This is a genomic window from Defluviimonas aquaemixtae (assembly GCF_900302475.1).
Lineage (GTDB): Bacteria > Pseudomonadota > Alphaproteobacteria > Rhodobacterales > Rhodobacteraceae > Albidovulum > Albidovulum aquaemixtae.
Genome location: NZ_OMOQ01000001.1, coordinates 1,596,066 through 1,611,338, shown reverse-complemented (window position 1 = coordinate 1,611,338; position 15,273 = coordinate 1,596,066). Strand labels below are relative to the sequence as shown.

The following is a 15,273-nucleotide window of genomic DNA, read 5'->3' as shown; positions in this document are numbered from 1 at the left end:
CTCCGGCCCGTAGCGCGGACCGGAGGGCAACCACCTCGGAAGGCGCGGTCGCGCCGCCGGAACCACGGGGGGAGAGGATGGTCGACGCCATCGGCTGGTTCCTTGCCAGTATTTTGAACGTCTTCGCCAACGTCTTCCATGCGCTCGCGAATCCCGGACTCTGGCTCGGCTGGGTAAGCGAGATCGGCAAGCTGGAAACAGCCGAGGCCAAGGAATCGCTGATGCGGTTCATCTACTACGGCGCCTCGTCCGAATTCCTGTTCTTCGTGCTCGTTGTGTTCGTCATCCTGACCGCAATCGGGCTCTGGCGCCGGCCGATCATGTGGGCCTATGTGCGCGGGCTCGAAGCCTTTGCCAACGGTCTGGGCCGGATCGCCGCCTGGGTCGGACTGATCATGGTTATCCAGCAGATCGTGATCGTCTTCCTGCAACGGATCTTCGCCGTCTCAGCGATCCAGCTCGGCCATGGCGGAGTCGGCTTCGCGCGGGATGTGAGCTGGTGGTCGGAGGAGCTGAAGCTCTACAACGCGATGATCGTGGCACTCTGCGTCACCTACACGTTCATTCAGGGCGGCCATGTGCGGGTCGACCTGATCTACGCCGCCGTTTCTTACCGCACGAAGCGCGTGATCGACATGTTCGGCTCGCTCTTCTTCATGTTGCCGATGGCCGCCTTGACCTGGCTCTTCGCGTGGTTCTTCTTCTGGCGCGTGATGGTGGTGCCGAATTCGTCGGCCTCCGACAGCCTCGACAAACTGCTCCTGAAGGCACGGGCGCTCAGGTGGAAGGTCGAGACGATCGGCTTCAGCCCGAACGGGTTCGACGCCTACTTTCTTTTCAAGCTGCTGATCCTGACCTTCGTCGGGCTCACCTTCCTGCACGCGTTCGCCTTCTTTTGGCGCTCGCTTCTGGAATTCATCGAAGGGCCGGATTCCGAAGGCAAGTATCTCGACAAGGATACGCTCGGGGCCGGTGAAGAAGCCTATGAAGGCGTGCATTGAGGGGGCAGTAGGGCATGTTTCTGGGACTTGACGGCGTCGAGGTCGGCCTTGTCATCGTTTTCCTCTGTCTCTTCGCAGGGATCCTTTCCGGCTTTCCGGTAGCCTTCGCACTCGGTGGCGCCGGTATCATCGCCTTTGGCATCATCGCCGCGCTCGATTCCTCGGGGTTGCTGGTCCATGAATTCGTTGACCACGCCTCGGAAGGATACCGGGCGCTTCTAGCGCAGGGCATATCCGAGATCGAGATATCCAAGTTCTCCTATCCCGAGCTGCCGCGCTCGGTGGAACCCCTGTTCCCCGGCGGCTGGGAACTCGCCCTCGACCGCAATCTCGGCTTCATCGTCAACCGGATGAACGAACGCGTCTTCGCGGGTCAGTCGATCGAAACGCTACTGGCCGTCTTGATGTTCGTGATGATGGGGATCACGCTCGAACGGTCGAAGATCGCCAACGAGCTGCTGACGACAATGGCGCGGGTCTTCGGGCCCTTGCCGGGCGGACTGGCGGTATCGGTCGTGGTCGTCGGCGCGTTCCTCGCCGCCTCGACCGGGATCGTCGGTGCGACCGTCGTCACGATGGGTCTGCTCTCGCTGCCGACGATGCTCAGAAACCACTATTCGCCCGAGCTCGCTACCGGCGTCATCGCCGCGTCAGGGACGCTCGGCCAGATCATCCCGCCCTCGATCGTCATCGTGCTTCTGGGCACGCTCGCGGGCGACCTCTACGCCGCCGGCCAGGAAATCCGGGCGAGCGCGGCGGGCTGTTCGGACGCGCTAACCTATCTCGGCGAAGCGGCGGTGCTGTCGGTTGGCACGCTCTTCCAGGCCGCACTTCTGCCCGGGATCATGCTGGCCGGACTCTATGCGCTCTACGCGTTCAGCTACGCGCTATACAGTCCGAAGAACGCGCCCCCGGTCTCGCTCGAGCCGGTGGGCGGCGAGATCGTGACACGGTTCGACGCGCTGAGGTGGTTCGTCCTCGCGCCCGTCGCGTTGATTGGCGGCGCGCTTCTCGCGGGCCAGATCGGGCTTGTCGGCACCCAGGACCTGACGGTTGACAGCTTCACCGACGCCGGCCAGACAGCCGCGCTCCGCACGCGCGTATCGGAGCAGTGCAAGACCTCGATGATCGAGCTGCACGGGCAAGAGGCCTGGGACAATGCAGTCGCCGAACAGTCTGCGATCGACGAAGCGGGCGGCGTGGCACGAAGTTCGCGCCGGACCGCTGAGGAGTTGGAGACGGCCCGAGCTGCCAAGATCTCGGATGCCGCGCCCATCGGCACCGGCGTGACCGTCCTGTTCATCCTTGCGGCGCTCGTCCTGACGACGGCGCGCGGTGTGTCGCCCACCGCTGACGTCAGACCCTTGATCGTGGGTGCGATCGGGGTTGCCGCCGGACTTCTGGCCGACGCGATCCTGGTCCCGCCAACGATGAGCCCTGGCCAAAGCTTCCTGTTCCTCGCCATACCGTTCGCACTGACCATCTACGGCTGCGCGGCTGCGGCGGGGAGCATGTCGCACAACGACCTCATAAGGGTTGTGTTCCCGCCGCTCGTTCTCATCATCGCCGTGCTGGGGTCCATCCTTGGCGGCATTACCAACCCCACGCCGGCAGCGGCGCTCGGCGCGGGCGGGGCGCTTCTTCTGGCCGCCTACCGGCGGCTCCATGACCAGAACAGAACCGGCGCGTTCATCCTGGCGACCGCCTTCGCGGTCGTGATCATGATCCTCGTCGGGATCAACTTCGACCTCAGGCTCGGCCGCGCCGTCGTTCCGACTGAGGATCTGATCGCCTTCTACGTCGCGCGCATATCCTATTTCTTCGCGATCATCGGACTTCTTTATGCGTGCTGGGTGCTTCTTCGGGGCCGCATCCTCGGCCCTGTCGTGCGCGAGACGGCCAAGGTTACGTCGATGGTCTTCACGATCCTCATCGGCTCGCAGATCCTGAACCTCGTGCTCATCTCCTTCGGCGGCGAGCACTATATCCAGAGTTTCCTGCGGTCGTTCGAGGAGGAGTGGACGGCCTTCCTGATTGTCATGCTGGTTCTGTTCATCCTGGGATTCGTGCTCGATTTCCTCGAGATCATCTACATCGTCGTGCCAATCGTGGGCCCGGTGATTTACGGCGGCACCTACGACCCCTCGTGGGTGACGATCATGATCACCGTGAACCTCCAGACCTCATTCCTGACGCCGCCCTTCGGCTTCGCCCTCTTCTACCTCAGGGGCGTGGCGCCCGCGAGCGTGACGACAGGCCAGATCTATCGCGGCATCATTCCTTTCGTGCTGATCCAGGTGATCGGGCTCGCGCTCCTGTGGGCCTTCCCATCCATCGTGACGATCGTGCCGGCGCTTCTGCCCAACAACTGACACCGGCCGCGGGCGGACGCCTTCCGCCCGCGCCACCTTTGGTCTAGTCAGCAGCAGCCTGTAACGGGAGGGGAGCCTTTCGATGACCTCCGATGATGCCGATCGCGCGGCGGCACTTCTGCACCTGAGGGGCGCGACGCTCGACAAGGGCGAACCGCTGCCCATGCCGTTGACCATGGCCTCCATGTATCACCTGCCGGGCGATCCCGAGGGAGCCGCCCAGTATGGCCGGACCCACAATGCGACCTGGGAAGGTCTGGAAAAGGCGCTCGGCCATCTCGAAGGCGCACCCTGTATCGCCTTTCCCTCGGGCATGGCGGCGATCGCGGGAGTGTTCTTCGCGACATTGCGTGCAGGAGATCGCCTCTTGCTGCCTTCGGACGGCTACTACGCGACCCGCGCGCTGGCCGAGCGGTTCCTCGCGCCAATGGGGATCGTGGTGGAGACGCGCCCAACCGCAGCTTTCCTCGACGGCGGATTCGAGGGCTATCGCCTCGTCTTCGTCGAGACGCCGTCCAATCCGGGCCTGGACGTTTGTGACATCGCCGCCACCGCCGAGGCCGTTAGAGCGGCGAGCGGCCTCACCGTCGTCGACAACACCACGATGACGCCCTTCGGCCAGCGCCCGCTAGATTTCGGGGCCGATATCGTGGTGTCGGCCGACACGAAGGCGATGAACGGCCATTCCGACCTTCTCATGGGCCACGTGGCGACGCGGGATGCGGATCTGCTGGCCGCGCTCTCCGACTGGCGCCGGCTGTCGGGCAGCATTCCGGGGCCGTTCGAAGCGTGGCTCGCCCATCGCGGACTCGAAACGCTGGATGTGCGCTTTGCCCGGATGTGCGACACGGCCGAAGCAGTCGCGCCCCGGCTCGCTGACCACCCCGCGCTCTTGAGCGTTCGTTATCCGGGACTGACGGCAGATGCGTCGCACGGTTTGGCCGCGCGGCAGATGCGGCGCTTTGGATTTCTTATCGGCCTCACCTTTGCATCTAAGGGCGCCGCCGAGCGCTTTATCGACGGATGCGCCTTTCTCAGGCCCGCGACCTCTTTCGGCGGCGTTCACAGTTCGGCTGAACGGCGCGCGCGTTGGGGCGATGCGGTTGAGCCCAGCTATGTCCGACTGTCGATCGGGTGTGAGCCGGCCGAGGCGCTTTGGCCAGCGCTCGAAAGGGAACTCGGACGGGCAACTTCGTAGCCGCCGTCAGCGCTTGGTTGGAGTTGTCGGTCGCGTCTCGGGTAGAGCGATCCGCGCCACCTGCTCTGCGATGGGCTCGACCGACAGGGGGTGAGTTTTGCCGGAATGGTCGGCCGGGTTTCCGATGTCCTGCCAGCGTCCGTTCTTGTAGATTTCGAGCGCGTTGAATCCCGCCTTGTAGCCCATCTTCTTGCTGCCGGGCACCCAGTAGCCCAGATAGACGTAGGGCAGGCCGGAACGTCGGGCGATCTCGATATGGTCGAGGATGATGTAGGTCCCCAAGCTGTGCGCCGCCCGGTCGGGATCGTAGAAGCTGTAGACCATAGACAGGCCATCATCGAGCACATCGGTAAGGCAGACCGCCACCAGCTTGCGCCGGTCCTGTGGTGTCGCGGCCGGGACGGAATACTCGACCACCCGGCTACGTACCGGCGTCTCCTCGATCATCGCGGCGAATTCGAAGATATCCATGTCGGCCATGCCGCCATCCGCGTGCCGGCTGTCGAGGTAGCGTCGGAAAAGCGCATACTGATCCTCGGTCGCCCAAGGGCTCGTCGCGTCGCGCCTAAGGTCGACGTTGCGCTTCAGCGTGCGGCGCTGGCTGCGGCTCGGCGTGAAATCGGCCACGCGGATACGCGCCGAGAGACAAGCCGCGCATTCGGCGCACGAAGGGCGGTAGAGCACATTCTGCGACCGGCGGAAGCCCTGCTTGGAAAGCGCGTCGTTCAGCTTCTCCGCATTTTCGCCCTGGAGTGCCGTGAACAGCTTCCGCTCCGACCGGCCCTCGAGATAGGGGCAGGATTGCGGAGCCGTCACGTAGAATTGGGGCGCTATGGGAAGCGTATGGCGCATGGCCGAAGGGGCGGGGCGGCGTTCATTGCTGTTCGGTGGCTAAGAAGACGTTAGCAAGCGGAGGCATTTCCGCCAAGCCCCGAGTTGGGATTCCAGTGAAAACGCGAACGGCCCGGTCGGGGCCGGGCCGTTCGTAGCGGTGGTTGCAGGTCAGTAGCGGCCACGCTCGGGGTGGTCGCCGTCACCATCGTTGTCGCGATCGTCGCTGTCCTCGCCGCTTTCGCGGGCGGCGCGTGCACGCTCGTCGAGATACTGATCGAACTCGGCCTTGTCCTTGCTTTCGCGAAGCCGCTTCAGGAAGGCTTCGAACTCGTCCTGCTCGCGCTCCAGCCGATCGAGCGTGTCGGCTTTGTAGGCGTCAAATGCCGTGTTGCCCGAGGAGCGGAAGCCATGCCGGCGGCAATGATTGCGGGCCATGTGGGAATGGGCGTCGTGGCGGCTCCAGCCGCAGCCTTTTGAGAACATGCGCTTGCTCCAGATCATGTAGGCGAGAAGAAAGAGGCCGATAGGCCAGAAGAAGATGAAGCCGAGCACCATGGCGGCGATCCAAGCGCCTTTACCGCGCTCGTCGAGCCATGCTTCAGCCCGTCCGGGCCAGGCGGCTATCGTGGACATGTTCAACTCCTCTGTTCTGGACATGTAAATTCCTTTCACATCCCCAACATTGTGACGGTCGGCGGCTGCGTCAAGAGGTGATGTGAATGTTTTTCACATCGGCCGTGAAAAGACGCTCACTCGACAAAGTCGGTTGGCCGGGCGCGGGTGAGGCCGAGGAGCGCATCGGGCGCGATGGCGAAGATGTGGCGCGGCGTGCCGGCCGCGGCCCAGACGCGGTCAAAGTCGAGCAAGCGTGGATCGAAATAGCTCTCGACTGGGCGGAGGTGGCCGATGGGCGCGACGCCCCCGATGGCGAATCCGGTCTCTGCGCGGACGAGGGCGGCATCGGCCTTGCCAAGCGGCTGGCTCGCGACCGTGCTCGCCTTTGACGTGCTCACGCGGTTGCCGCCGGCGGTAAGGAAGAGAACGACATGGCCCGTCGCCTCGCCGCGAAAGATGATGGATTTCGCGATCTGATCGAGCGCACAGCCCGCCGCTTCCGCCGCCTCGGCCGCCGTGCGCGTTTCACTCGACATTTCCAGTATGTCCACGTCGAGTCTCGCCGCTTCGAGCGCCGATCTCACGCGTGCCAGGCTCTTGCTCATCCCGTCATCTTGCCTCGAACGGCCTCTCCGAAAGCAAGAAGGTCATGACCGGGAACAAACTTCAATGCCTGCAAAAGGGTTATTTCGGGCAAGCCGGGACCAGCCGCGTTGACGCCGACCGACCGGGCGCTAGTGTCTGGCCATGACCTTTGCCGCCCGCATCACGCGCTGCCCGATCCCTTATGAGCCCGAACGGACAGCGGATACGCGCGAACGCTTCACGGCGTTCGCGCCCGAACTGCGCGCGCTTCTGGAAGGCACGGCCGGGTGCAGCCCCTATCTCGCCGATCTTATGATGCGTGAGGCCGATTGGCTGGACGAGGCGCTGTCGGGGTCGCCCGAAGCAGCGCTCGACGCGACGTTGACAGGGTTTGGAGAACTCGACAGCGCTGCACTCAAACCCGCACTCAGGCGCGCCAAGGCGCGCGTGGCGCTTCTTGCGGGGCTTGCCGATCTTGGCGGCGTCTGGCCGCTCGAGGGGGTGACCGGGGCGTTGACACGGCTCGCGGATCTGAGCGTGCATGAATCGCTCCGCGCCCTCGTCGCCGACGAAATCCGGCGCGGCAAGGTGCCGGGCGCTGTGCCCGAAGATGCGGGGACGGCGGCCGGCATCGTCGCACTCGCGATGGGCAAGATGGGGGCGGGGGAGCTGAACTACTCCTCCGATATCGACCTCATCTGCCTGTTCGACGAAACCCGCTATGACGCGGACGACGTGCAGGATGCGCGCGCGGCGTTCATTAAGGTCGTGCGCCGGATGGCGGCGCTTCTGTCGGACCTGACCCCCGATGGCTACGTCTTCCGCACCGATCTCAGGCTCCGGCCCGACGCCGCGGTCACGCCCGTCTGCATCTCGATGGCCGCCGCCGAACAGTATTACGAGGCGCAGGGTCGCACGTGGGAGCGGGCGGCCTATATCAAGGCGCGGTCCTGCGGCGGAGATATCGCGGCAGGTGACAGGTTCCTCGCGACGCTCACGCCGTTCGTCTGGCGCCGGCATCTCGATTTCGCGGCGATCCAGGACGCCCATGACATGCGGCTCAGGATCCGCGAGCACAAGGGTCTGCATGGTCCCATCGTGCTTGAAGGACATGACATGAAGCTCGGCGTGGGCGGTATCCGCGAGATCGAATTCTTCACCCAGACCCGGCAGCTGATCGCAGGTGGGCGCGACCCGGAGCTGCGCCAGCGCGACACGGTGGGCGGATTGGCGGCGCTGGCCTCCAAAGGCTGGGTGCCTGCGGCCGATGCGAAGGAGTTGACGGACCACTACCGCGCCCATCGCGAAGTCGAACACCGCGTGCAGATGGTGGCGGACGCCCAGACGCACGACCTGCCGGCGAACGGCGAGGGCTTCGATCGGCTCGCCCGGATGATGGGGGAGCCGGACACTCAAGCGCTGCGGGCCGCGCTCCAGGAGCGGCTTGAACGTGTCGCGGAGCTGACGGAAGGCTTCTTTGCGCCGGGCGAAGCGGGCAAGGGTCCGGAAATCAGCGACGAGATGCGTGAGGTTGTGGAGGGCTGGCGCGCCTATCCCTCGCTGCGCTCCGGGCGTGCGGTCGCGATCTTCAAGCGCCTACAGCCGGAAATCCTCTCGCGCCTCAAGCGCGCGGCCAACCCGTCCGAAGCGCTGCGCCAGTTCGACGGGTTCCTCTCCGGACTGCCAGCCGGTGTGCAGCTCTTTTCTCTCTTCGACGCCAATCCGCAGCTTGTGGACCTGATTGTCGATATCTGCGCGACGGCACCGGGGCTCGCCGCCTACCTGTCGCGGAATGCGGCAGTTCTGGACGCCGTGATCGGGGGCGATTTCTTCGCTCCGTGGCCGGGGGCGCCCGCTCTGTCAACGGCGCTCGCCGAACGGCTTGCGGAGCAGAGCGACTACGAGTGGCGGCTGACGGCGGCGCGGATCTGGGCGCGCGAATGGCACTTCCGGATTGGCGTCCATCATCTGCGCGGTTTGATCGACGCGAACCAGGCCGGCCGTGAATATGCCGATCTAGCTGGCGCTATCCTCTCGGCGCTTTGGCCGGTCTGCGTCGAGGAGTTCGCCCGCAAACATGGCACGCCGCCGGGTCGCGGCGCGGTCGTGGTCGGTATGGGGTCGCTCGGGGCCGAGCGTCTGAACGCGGCGTCGGATCTCGATCTGATCGTGATCTATGACGCGGACGGGACGGAGTCTTCGGACGGATCGCGGCCGCTGGCGGCGCGCGCCTATTATGCGCGCCTCACTCAGGCGCTCGTGACCGCCTTGTCGGCGCCAATGGCGGATGGCCGGCTTTACGAGGTCGACATGCGGCTCCGGCCCTCCGGCCGGCAGGGGCCCGTCGCCACGTCGATCCAGTCTTTTCGCAGCTACCAGATGGAAGAGGCCTGGACGTGGGAGCATCTGGCGCTGACCCGGGCGCGGCCAGTGGCGGGCGAGACGGCGATCGGCGTCGAGGTGGAAGCAGCGCGGAAGGCCGTGCTGGCGGCCAAGGGGGGCGCGGCAAAGATCCTGACCGACGTGGCCGAAATGCGCGAGCGCATCTTCGCCGCCAAGGCTTCGGACGGCGCGTGGGAGGCCAAGATCGGCCCCGGTCGGCTGCAGGATATCGAACTTCTCGCGCAATCCTGTGCGCTTCGCGCGGCGGTTCCGGCGCGCCGGGTCGAGGCGCAGCTTCGCGCGGGCAAGCAGGCAGGTTTTCTGTCCAAGGAGGACGAGGCAGCGCTTCAGGAAGCGTACCGATTTCTCTGGCGGCTTCAGGCAGGCGGGCGACTTCTGACGGAACGGCCGCTCGACATGGAGGCGGTGGGCGAGGGCGCGCGCGCATTCCTGATGCGCGAGACGGGCGCGTCGGAACTCGCAGGGATGGCGTCGCTGCTGGACAGCCATGCCGATCGCGCCGGCGCCATCATCGCCCGCAGCCTGGCGCTCCCGGATGACGCGGCGGACGAGCGCGCGGGCTGAAAGCGAAAGGCGGGGTCTGGATGGCGAGGAAGATCATGGATATGTCGCTTGCGGACCCGAGGGGCCTGGTCCGGGAAAGCTACGCGATCGAGGGGATCACGGCCTCGGAATGCCGGTCGATCTTCCTCGACTGGGCACTGAGTCTCGGCCCCGCGACGGATGCCGCCGAAGCGATGCGCGTGCTGCTAGCGCACTACGGTCTGGATCGTCCGGACCACCCGATGAGCCGGGTCCTGACGGACGGACTCGCGACGCCCCCGAGTCCCGTGCGCCGGGGCGGACGGGCGGCCCGTGTCGCGCGACACGGCGAACAATAGGCCCGCGCGCGGCCACCGCAACGCACCGGACGCGGCGATGCGGCATCAAAGTCTTGCCGTTCCGTGACCACCGGGCCGTCATCCATGCGCCAAAATGGCATGTCAGAAGGGCGACAGTGATGTCAGCAAGCTGCCTTTTTCCATGCGGAACTTGTATCCTGTCCGAAGTTTCCTGACCTGTTTCGCACCCGGCGCAGGAATTGCCGTATGTCTCAGCAGTCTGTCGATGCGAAATGCGCCGGGGCTCGCACCCGCTGTTCTTCTGGCTCTCGGCTTCTTGGCCTTCGCTCTGGCGGTGGGTCGGGCCTCCGCTCCGCCAGGCGACGCGGCACAGCGAGGCCGGTTTCATGCCATCGAGAGGCTCCTGCTCCTCCGGCGCAACCGGGCGCGCTATGCATTTGTCTTCGCCGCGGCTGGAACCGTGCTTGCCACGGCGACGCTCGTCGGGTTCGCCGGGATCGGTACCGAAATCCCGCTTCACGCGGGGCTCGGCCTCGTCCTGCAGATGCTTGCGATCTTCTTCGTCGCGGCCTGGGTGTTGATTGGCGAGGTGGCCTGCACGCACGACGCGATCCGCCGCGCGCTGAAGGAGGCGCGCGAGCAAGACGGCTAAGTTGCGATCAGCGTGCGCGCTTGAGCTCCGACGCGGTTCGCGCAAGCGCCTCAATCCCCGCCCAGTCCTCGGCCGCGACTTTGTCTTTCGGCGCGACCCAACTGCCGCCGACGCACGAGACATTGGCGAGTTTCAGATAGGCGTCGACATTGGCGGGCCCGATGCCGCCCGTCGGACAGAATGTGACCTGTGGGATCGGCGCGCCGATCGCCGCGAGCACGGGCGCGCCGCCCGATGCTTCGGCGGGGAAGAATTTCTGAACGGTGTAGCCCCTTTCGAGCAGCGTCATCACCTCGGTCGCGGTCGCAGCCCCGGGCAGGAGCGGCAGCCCTTCTTCCGCACAGGCGTCAAGGAGCCGGTCGGTCGCGCCGGGAGAGACGCCGAAGGTCGCTCCCGCACGTTTCGCAGCCTTGACGTCGGCGGGCGTGAGCAGCGTGCCCGCACCGACCACGCCGCCCGGAACCTCGGCCATTGCGCTGATCGCGTCGAGTGCGGCAGGCGTGCGGAGAGTGATCTCGAGCGCCGGAAGCCCACCGGCCACGAGCGCCTTCGCAAGCGGGGCGGCCTTGGCTACGTCGTCGATCACGAGAACCGGGATGACGGGGGCGAGCGCGCAGATCTCGGCGGCGCGGCGGGATTGTTCGGCGGGCGTCATCGCGGTGTCCTTTCATTCGTGCGCGCGGAGGCGGATGACGCCTCCGGCGGGGGTCTTTGGGCAATGAAGTAGTCCGGAGCCATCAGATCACGGCCGAGGCGCCTTCGGTGGCCGCGCAGACGTGCTGGCGGAAGGATTCGAACAGCTCGCGGCCCGTGCCGTAGCGATTCGCCGCGAGGTCCGGGACTGCGGCTTCGCGTTTTGCCAGATCGACCGCAACCGCCTCGAGTGTGCCGGCAGTCGCGTCGAGCTTTATCAGGTCGCCGTCGCGCAGCTTCGCGAGCGGACCGCCCGATGCAGCTTCGGGGCTCACATGGATCGCGGCGGGCACCTTGCCCGATGCGCCCGACATGCGCCCGTCGGTCACGAGCGCCACCTTCAGGCCGCGTCCGAGAAGGACCGAGAGGACCGGCGTCAGCGAGTGCAGCTCGGGCATGCCGTTGGCGCGCGGGCCCTGGAAGCGGACGACGACGATGGTATCGGAGGTGAACTCGCCCTTCTGGAAGGCGGCCTTGACCTCGTCCTGGTCGTGGAAGATGCGCACCGGGGCCTCGACGATCCGGTGTTCGGGCGCGACGGCCGAGACCTTGATGACCGCGCGGCCGAGATTGCCGGTGAGCTCCATGAGCCCGCCCGTCGGCTGGAACGGGTCTCGCGCGGGGCGCAGGACCTTGTCGTTGGCCGTCTCCGTCGGACCCGCGCGCCACGATAGCGCGCCGTCCTTCAGGACCGGCTCCTCGGTGTACCGGCTGAGCCCGTCGCCCGCGACAGTGCGGACATCCTCGTGCAGGAGCCCGGCCGCGATCAGCTCTCCGATCATGTAGCCAAGCCCGCCGGCGGCATGGAAGTGGTTCACGTCGGCCAGCCCGTTCGGATAGACCTTGGCCATCAGCGGCACGATCGCGGCGACACCGGCGAAATCCTCAAGCTCCAGCGCGATTCCCGCAGCGCGCGCCATCGCGGGCAAGTGCATGACTAGATTCGTCGAGCCGCCCGTCGCCATCAGCCCGACCATGCCGTTGACGAAGGCGCGTTCGTCGAGGATCTCGCCCGCCGGCCGGTAGTCGTTGCCGAGCGCGGTGATCTCGGAGGCGCGGTTCACCGCGGCGACCGTCAGAGCCTCGCGCAGGGGCGTGTTGGGGTTGACGAAGCTCGCGCCCGGCAGGTGGAGGCCCATGAACTCCATCAGCATCTGGTTGGTGTTCGCGGTGCCGTAGAAGGTGCAGGTGCCGGGGCCGTGATAGGCTTCCATCTCGGCCTTCATCAGTTCGTCGCGGCCGATCTCTCCGGCCGCGAAGCGGTTGCGGATCTTCGATTTCTCGTCGTTCGGGAGGCCCGAGGGCATCGGCCCGCCGGGCACAAAGATCGAGGGCACGTGGCCGAAGGTTGCCGCTGCCATGACGAGGCCCGGCACGATCTTGTCGCAGATGCCGAGATAGAGCGCCGCATCGTAGCAGTTGTGGCTCATCGCCACTCCGGCGGCGAGCGCGATCACATCGCGCGAAAAGAGGCTAAGTTCCATCCCAGTGCGGCCCTGCGTCACGCCGTCGCACATCGCCGGCACGCCGCCTGCCACCTGGGCGGTCGCGCCCGCCTTTCGTGCGGCGGCGCGGATCAGCTTGGGATAGTCCTCGTAGGGCTGATGGGCCGATAGCATGTCGTTGTAGGCCGTCACGATCCCGATGTTCGGCGCCCGCCCGCGCGCGAGTGCGTCCTTGTCGTCAGCCATTGCCGCGTAGGCGTGGGCCTGGTTTCCGCAGCTTAGATGAGCACGGGCCGGGCCTTCCTCGGCCGCCACGCGGATGCGGTCGAGATAGCGGCTGCGCGTGTCGCGGGACCGTTCGGCGATCCGGTCGGTGATTTCTGCGAGGCGGGAATTGAGAGGCATGACGGCGGCTCCTCGGAGGTGCTGACCCTGATTATCTTAGGCGATCGCGGGCGGCATAGCATGATCCGTTAGCGCTAACAACCTGTCCTTGCCGCCATGCTGGTTGCGCATGGCGGCATTGCAAAGGGATAGGTGGTGCTGCGCTGCAGCATTGCCTAGCTCTAAAGCAACAGAAACGAAAGGAGCCAATCATGGCCCGGGAAAACGAGTTTCACATGCCGACCTTCGCAGAGCAACAAGCGCTCATGCGGCGGGCCGAAGTCCTTCGCGCACGGGCGATCGCCGACATGTTCCGCGCAGTGCGCAGTGCAATCACCCGTTACTTTGCCGCGCAAAGCGCTGTGGCGCATTGATCGGTCGCAAGGCTGGCGGGTAGGGGGCGAATTCGTTCGCCACCACCCGTCCGGCCTTTCGCGCGGCGCGATCAGCGACTAGACCGAAGCGGTCCCCGAATGCCGGAGCCGCTCGATGACCGACCCTCTGCCCACCGTACGCCTCAGACCCAAGGCCGATGCCCGCGCCTTGCGACACGGGTTTCCGTGGGTCTATGCCGACGAACTGGTCACCGACCGACGCACCAAGGCGCTTCAGCCCGGCGCGATCGCCAGGCTCGAAGACGCTACGCGGCAACCGCTTGGAACGGTAACGGTCAATCCGAATTCCAAGCTCATCGCCCGGATACTAGACCGCGATCCCGAAGCGCGAATCGATCACCGGTGGGTCGCGGCGCGCATGGCGCAGGCCATGGACCTGCGTGCGCGGCTCTATGAGACGCCGTTCTACCGTCTGGTCCACGCCGAGGCGGACGGGTTGCCCGGCGTCGTGATCGACCGCTATGGCGATGCGGCGGTTATCCAGCCCAACGCGGCCTGGGCCGACGCGATGATTGGCGATCTTGCCGCCGCGCTTGCCGATGTGGCTGGCGTGGCGATTATCGTGAAGAACGGCACGGGGCGTGCGCGCGGCCTTGAAGGCTTGCCGGAGGAGATGTCGATCCTCGCCGGCGCGCTCGACGGGCCGGTGCCGGTGGAAATGAACGGCGCGACCTACATGGCCGATCTCCTGGGTGGACAGAAAACGGGTCTGTTCTTCGATCAACGCGACAACCATGCTTTCGCGGCGCGACTTGCACGGGGCGGATCGGTCCTCGACGTCTTCTCCCATGTCGGGGGCTTTTCGCTTGCGACACTTGCCGCCGGTGCAGCGCGCGCCATTGCCGTGGACGGCTCGGCGTCGGCGCTGGACCTCGCCGCGCGGGGCGCCGCGGCGAGCGGCGTGGGGGAACGCTTCGCCACCCGAAAGGGCGATGCCTTCGCGGTAATGGAAGCGCTTCAGGGGGAGGGTGAGCGGTTTGATCTCGTGATCTGCGATCCGCCCGCCTTCGCGCCGTCGAAGCCGGCGCTGGCGGCCGGACTGAGAGCCTATGAGCGCGTCGCGCGATTGGCCGCGCAGCTTGTCTCGCCGGGCGGTTACCTCGTCCTGTGTTCGTGTTCGCACGCCGCCGATCTTGCGCAGTTCCGCAATGCATCGGCGCGCGGAATCGGCCGTGGCGCGCGGCGCGCGCAGCTTCTTCACACAGGCTTTGCGGGGCCGGATCACCCGCAACTGCCGCAACTTGCCGAGAGCGGTTATCTCAAGGCGCTGTTCTTTCGGCTCGACGGATGAAGGCGCTTCTTGACGCCTGCGTTCTCTACCCGACCGTCCTGCGCGAAATTCTGATCGGCGTCGCGCAGGCGGGGCTCTATTCGCCCCTCTGGTCCGACCGCATTCTTGAGGAATGGGCCCGCGCGACGGTCAAGCTTGGCCCCGGCGCGGAAACCATCGCGCGGGGAGAGATTGCGGCGTTGCGGGCGGTTTTTCCGCGCGCCACTGTTCCGCCGCGTGATGGGCTCGAGGCGCGGCTCTGGCTGCCCGACCCGGCAGATATCCATGTCCTCGCCGCCGCCATTTCGGGGCAGGCGGATGTGATCGTCACGTTCAACGCCGCCGACTTCCCGCGTGGAACGCTGCGCGAAGAGGGGCTGGACCGCGCGGACCCCGACGCCTTCCTTCTCGCCTTCTGGCAGGCCAAGCCCGGCCCCGTTGCGGACGTCGTCGAAACCGTGCGCGCAGAAGCCGAGCGCCTCTCGGGCGAACCGCAGCCCGTCCGGGCGCTCCTGAAGCGGGCGCGGCTGCCGCGTCTTGGGAAGGCGCTCGGTGCCTGAGCGGCCGGCTTGACATCCGCGCGA

Annotated in this window: 14 protein-coding genes; 9 read left to right on the top strand and 5 right to left on the bottom strand. The window is 66.2% G+C overall.

Translation table 11 applies throughout. From position 1 onward, the window contains the following. Positions 1-77 precede the first annotated feature (77 nt). The 3 genes from DEA8626_RS07885 (at position 78) to DEA8626_RS07875 (ending at position 4,571) form a co-directional block, all read left to right on the top strand. Complete coding sequence (locus tag DEA8626_RS07885; RefSeq protein ID WP_108852453.1) at positions 78-1,001, top strand: TRAP transporter small permease subunit; 924 nt, start codon at positions 78-80, stop codon at positions 999-1,001. Positions 1,002-1,015: 14 nt separating this feature from the next. Further along, entirely contained in the window at positions 1,016-3,373 is a 2,358-nt protein-coding gene (locus DEA8626_RS07880; protein WP_108852452.1) for a TRAP transporter large permease, read from the top strand. 82 nt (positions 3,374-3,455) lie between these two features. Beyond that, entirely contained in the window at positions 3,456-4,571 is a 1,116-nt protein-coding gene (locus DEA8626_RS07875) for a cystathionine gamma-lyase (protein WP_108852451.1), read from the top strand. Positions 4,572-4,577: 6 nt separating this feature from the next. Here the strand turns inward: DEA8626_RS07875 and DEA8626_RS07870 are convergent, their stop codons facing one another. The 3 genes from DEA8626_RS07870 to DEA8626_RS07860 all read right to left on the bottom strand — a co-directional run bounded on the left by DEA8626_RS07870 (position 4,578) and on the right by DEA8626_RS07860 (position 6,625). Continuing rightward, the gene (locus tag DEA8626_RS07870; protein WP_108852450.1) at positions 4,578-5,423 is read right to left on the bottom strand and encodes an arginyltransferase; all 846 of its coding nucleotides are present in this window, start codon (positions 5,421-5,423) and stop codon (positions 4,578-4,580) included. 150 nt (positions 5,424-5,573) lie between these two features. Then, a complete protein-coding gene (locus DEA8626_RS07865; RefSeq protein WP_245890794.1) occupies positions 5,574-6,038 on the bottom strand; it encodes a DUF2852 domain-containing protein in 465 nt (154 codons plus the stop codon). A gap of 116 nt (positions 6,039-6,154) precedes the next feature. Beyond that, positions 6,155-6,625 (bottom strand): YbaK/EbsC family protein, encoded by a 471-nt coding sequence (locus DEA8626_RS07860; protein ID WP_108852448.1) that lies wholly within the window; start codon positions 6,623-6,625, stop codon positions 6,155-6,157. 142 nt (positions 6,626-6,767) lie between these two features. On the opposite strand from DEA8626_RS07860, the gene DEA8626_RS07855 reads away from it, so the two are divergent. The 3 genes from DEA8626_RS07855 to DEA8626_RS07845 all read left to right on the top strand — a co-directional run bounded on the left by DEA8626_RS07855 (position 6,768) and on the right by DEA8626_RS07845 (position 10,502). After that, positions 6,768-9,572 (top strand): bifunctional [glutamine synthetase] adenylyltransferase/[glutamine synthetase]-adenylyl-L-tyrosine phosphorylase, encoded by a 2,805-nt coding sequence (locus DEA8626_RS07855; protein ID WP_108852447.1) that lies wholly within the window; start codon positions 6,768-6,770, stop codon positions 9,570-9,572. A 35-nt stretch (positions 9,573-9,607) separates the two neighbouring features. After that, a complete protein-coding gene (locus tag DEA8626_RS07850) occupies positions 9,608-9,889 on the top strand; it encodes a hypothetical protein (RefSeq protein ID WP_108853369.1) in 282 nt (93 codons plus the stop codon). Between the two features lie 226 nt (positions 9,890-10,115). Beyond that, complete coding sequence (locus DEA8626_RS07845) at positions 10,116-10,502, top strand: hypothetical protein (protein ID WP_108852446.1); 387 nt, start codon at positions 10,116-10,118, stop codon at positions 10,500-10,502. Positions 10,503-10,509: 7 nt separating this feature from the next. Here DEA8626_RS07845 and eda read toward each other — a convergent pair whose 3' ends face one another. Together eda and edd are read right to left on the bottom strand one after the other, a co-directional pair. Continuing rightward, on the bottom strand, positions 10,510-11,157 hold the full coding sequence (eda, locus tag DEA8626_RS07840) for a bifunctional 4-hydroxy-2-oxoglutarate aldolase/2-dehydro-3-deoxy-phosphogluconate aldolase (RefSeq protein WP_108852445.1): 648 nt from the start codon (positions 11,155-11,157) through the stop codon (positions 10,510-10,512). An 82-nt stretch (positions 11,158-11,239) separates the two neighbouring features. Continuing rightward, positions 11,240-13,045 (bottom strand): phosphogluconate dehydratase, encoded by a 1,806-nt coding sequence (gene edd, locus DEA8626_RS07835; protein WP_108852444.1) that lies wholly within the window; start codon positions 13,043-13,045, stop codon positions 11,240-11,242. Positions 13,046-13,236: 191 nt separating this feature from the next. Between edd and DEA8626_RS21040 the strand changes: the two genes are divergently transcribed. The 3 genes from DEA8626_RS21040 to DEA8626_RS07825 all read left to right on the top strand — a co-directional run bounded on the left by DEA8626_RS21040 (position 13,237) and on the right by DEA8626_RS07825 (position 15,249). Then, the gene (locus DEA8626_RS21040; RefSeq protein WP_181366384.1) at positions 13,237-13,398 is read left to right on the top strand and encodes an RSP_7527 family protein; all 162 of its coding nucleotides are present in this window, start codon (positions 13,237-13,239) and stop codon (positions 13,396-13,398) included. A gap of 115 nt (positions 13,399-13,513) precedes the next feature. After that, positions 13,514-14,710: an RSP_2647 family RNA methyltransferase gene (locus DEA8626_RS07830; RefSeq protein ID WP_108852443.1), complete on the top strand. Its 1,197-nt coding sequence runs from the start codon at positions 13,514-13,516 to the stop codon at positions 14,708-14,710. Then, positions 14,707-15,249 carry an RSP_2648 family PIN domain-containing protein gene (locus DEA8626_RS07825; protein ID WP_108852442.1) on the top strand — a complete coding sequence of 181 codons (543 nt, stop codon included), beginning with the start codon at positions 14,707-14,709 and terminating at the stop codon, positions 15,247-15,249. Before DEA8626_RS07830 ends, DEA8626_RS07825 begins: the two co-directional genes overlap by 4 nt. Positions 15,250-15,273: the final 24 nt, after the last annotated feature.

Bases quoted from the DNA above. Each gene is read 5' to 3' on its own strand.
- DEA8626_RS07885 (WP_108852453.1), top strand. From the start codon at position 78: ATGGTCGACGCCATCGGCTGGTTCCTTGCCAGTATTTTGAACGTCTTC.
- DEA8626_RS07880 (WP_108852452.1), top strand. From the start codon at position 1,016: ATGTTTCTGGGACTTGACGGCGTCGAGGTCGGCCTTGTCATCGTTTTC.
- DEA8626_RS07875 (WP_108852451.1), top strand. From the start codon at position 3,456: ATGACCTCCGATGATGCCGATCGCGCGGCGGCACTTCTGCACCTGAGG.
- DEA8626_RS07870 (WP_108852450.1), bottom strand. From the start codon at position 5,423: ATGCGCCATACGCTTCCCATAGCGCCCCAATTCTACGTGACGGCTCCG.
- DEA8626_RS07865 (WP_245890794.1), bottom strand. From the start codon at position 6,038: ATGTCCACGATAGCCGCCTGGCCCGGACGGGCTGAAGCATGGCTCGAC.
- DEA8626_RS07860 (WP_108852448.1), bottom strand. From the start codon at position 6,625: ATGAGCAAGAGCCTGGCACGCGTGAGATCGGCGCTCGAAGCGGCGAGA.
- DEA8626_RS07855 (WP_108852447.1), top strand. From the start codon at position 6,768: ATGACCTTTGCCGCCCGCATCACGCGCTGCCCGATCCCTTATGAGCCC.
- DEA8626_RS07850 (WP_108853369.1), top strand. From the start codon at position 9,608: ATGGATATGTCGCTTGCGGACCCGAGGGGCCTGGTCCGGGAAAGCTAC.
- DEA8626_RS07845 (WP_108852446.1), top strand. From the start codon at position 10,116: ATGCGAAATGCGCCGGGGCTCGCACCCGCTGTTCTTCTGGCTCTCGGC.
- eda (WP_108852445.1), bottom strand. From the start codon at position 11,157: ATGACGCCCGCCGAACAATCCCGCCGCGCCGCCGAGATCTGCGCGCTC.
- edd (WP_108852444.1), bottom strand. From the start codon at position 13,045: ATGCCTCTCAATTCCCGCCTCGCAGAAATCACCGACCGGATCGCCGAA.
- DEA8626_RS21040 (WP_181366384.1), top strand. From the start codon at position 13,237: ATGGCCCGGGAAAACGAGTTTCACATGCCGACCTTCGCAGAGCAACAA.
- DEA8626_RS07830 (WP_108852443.1), top strand. From the start codon at position 13,514: ATGACCGACCCTCTGCCCACCGTACGCCTCAGACCCAAGGCCGATGCC.
- DEA8626_RS07825 (WP_108852442.1), top strand. From the start codon at position 14,707: ATGAAGGCGCTTCTTGACGCCTGCGTTCTCTACCCGACCGTCCTGCGC.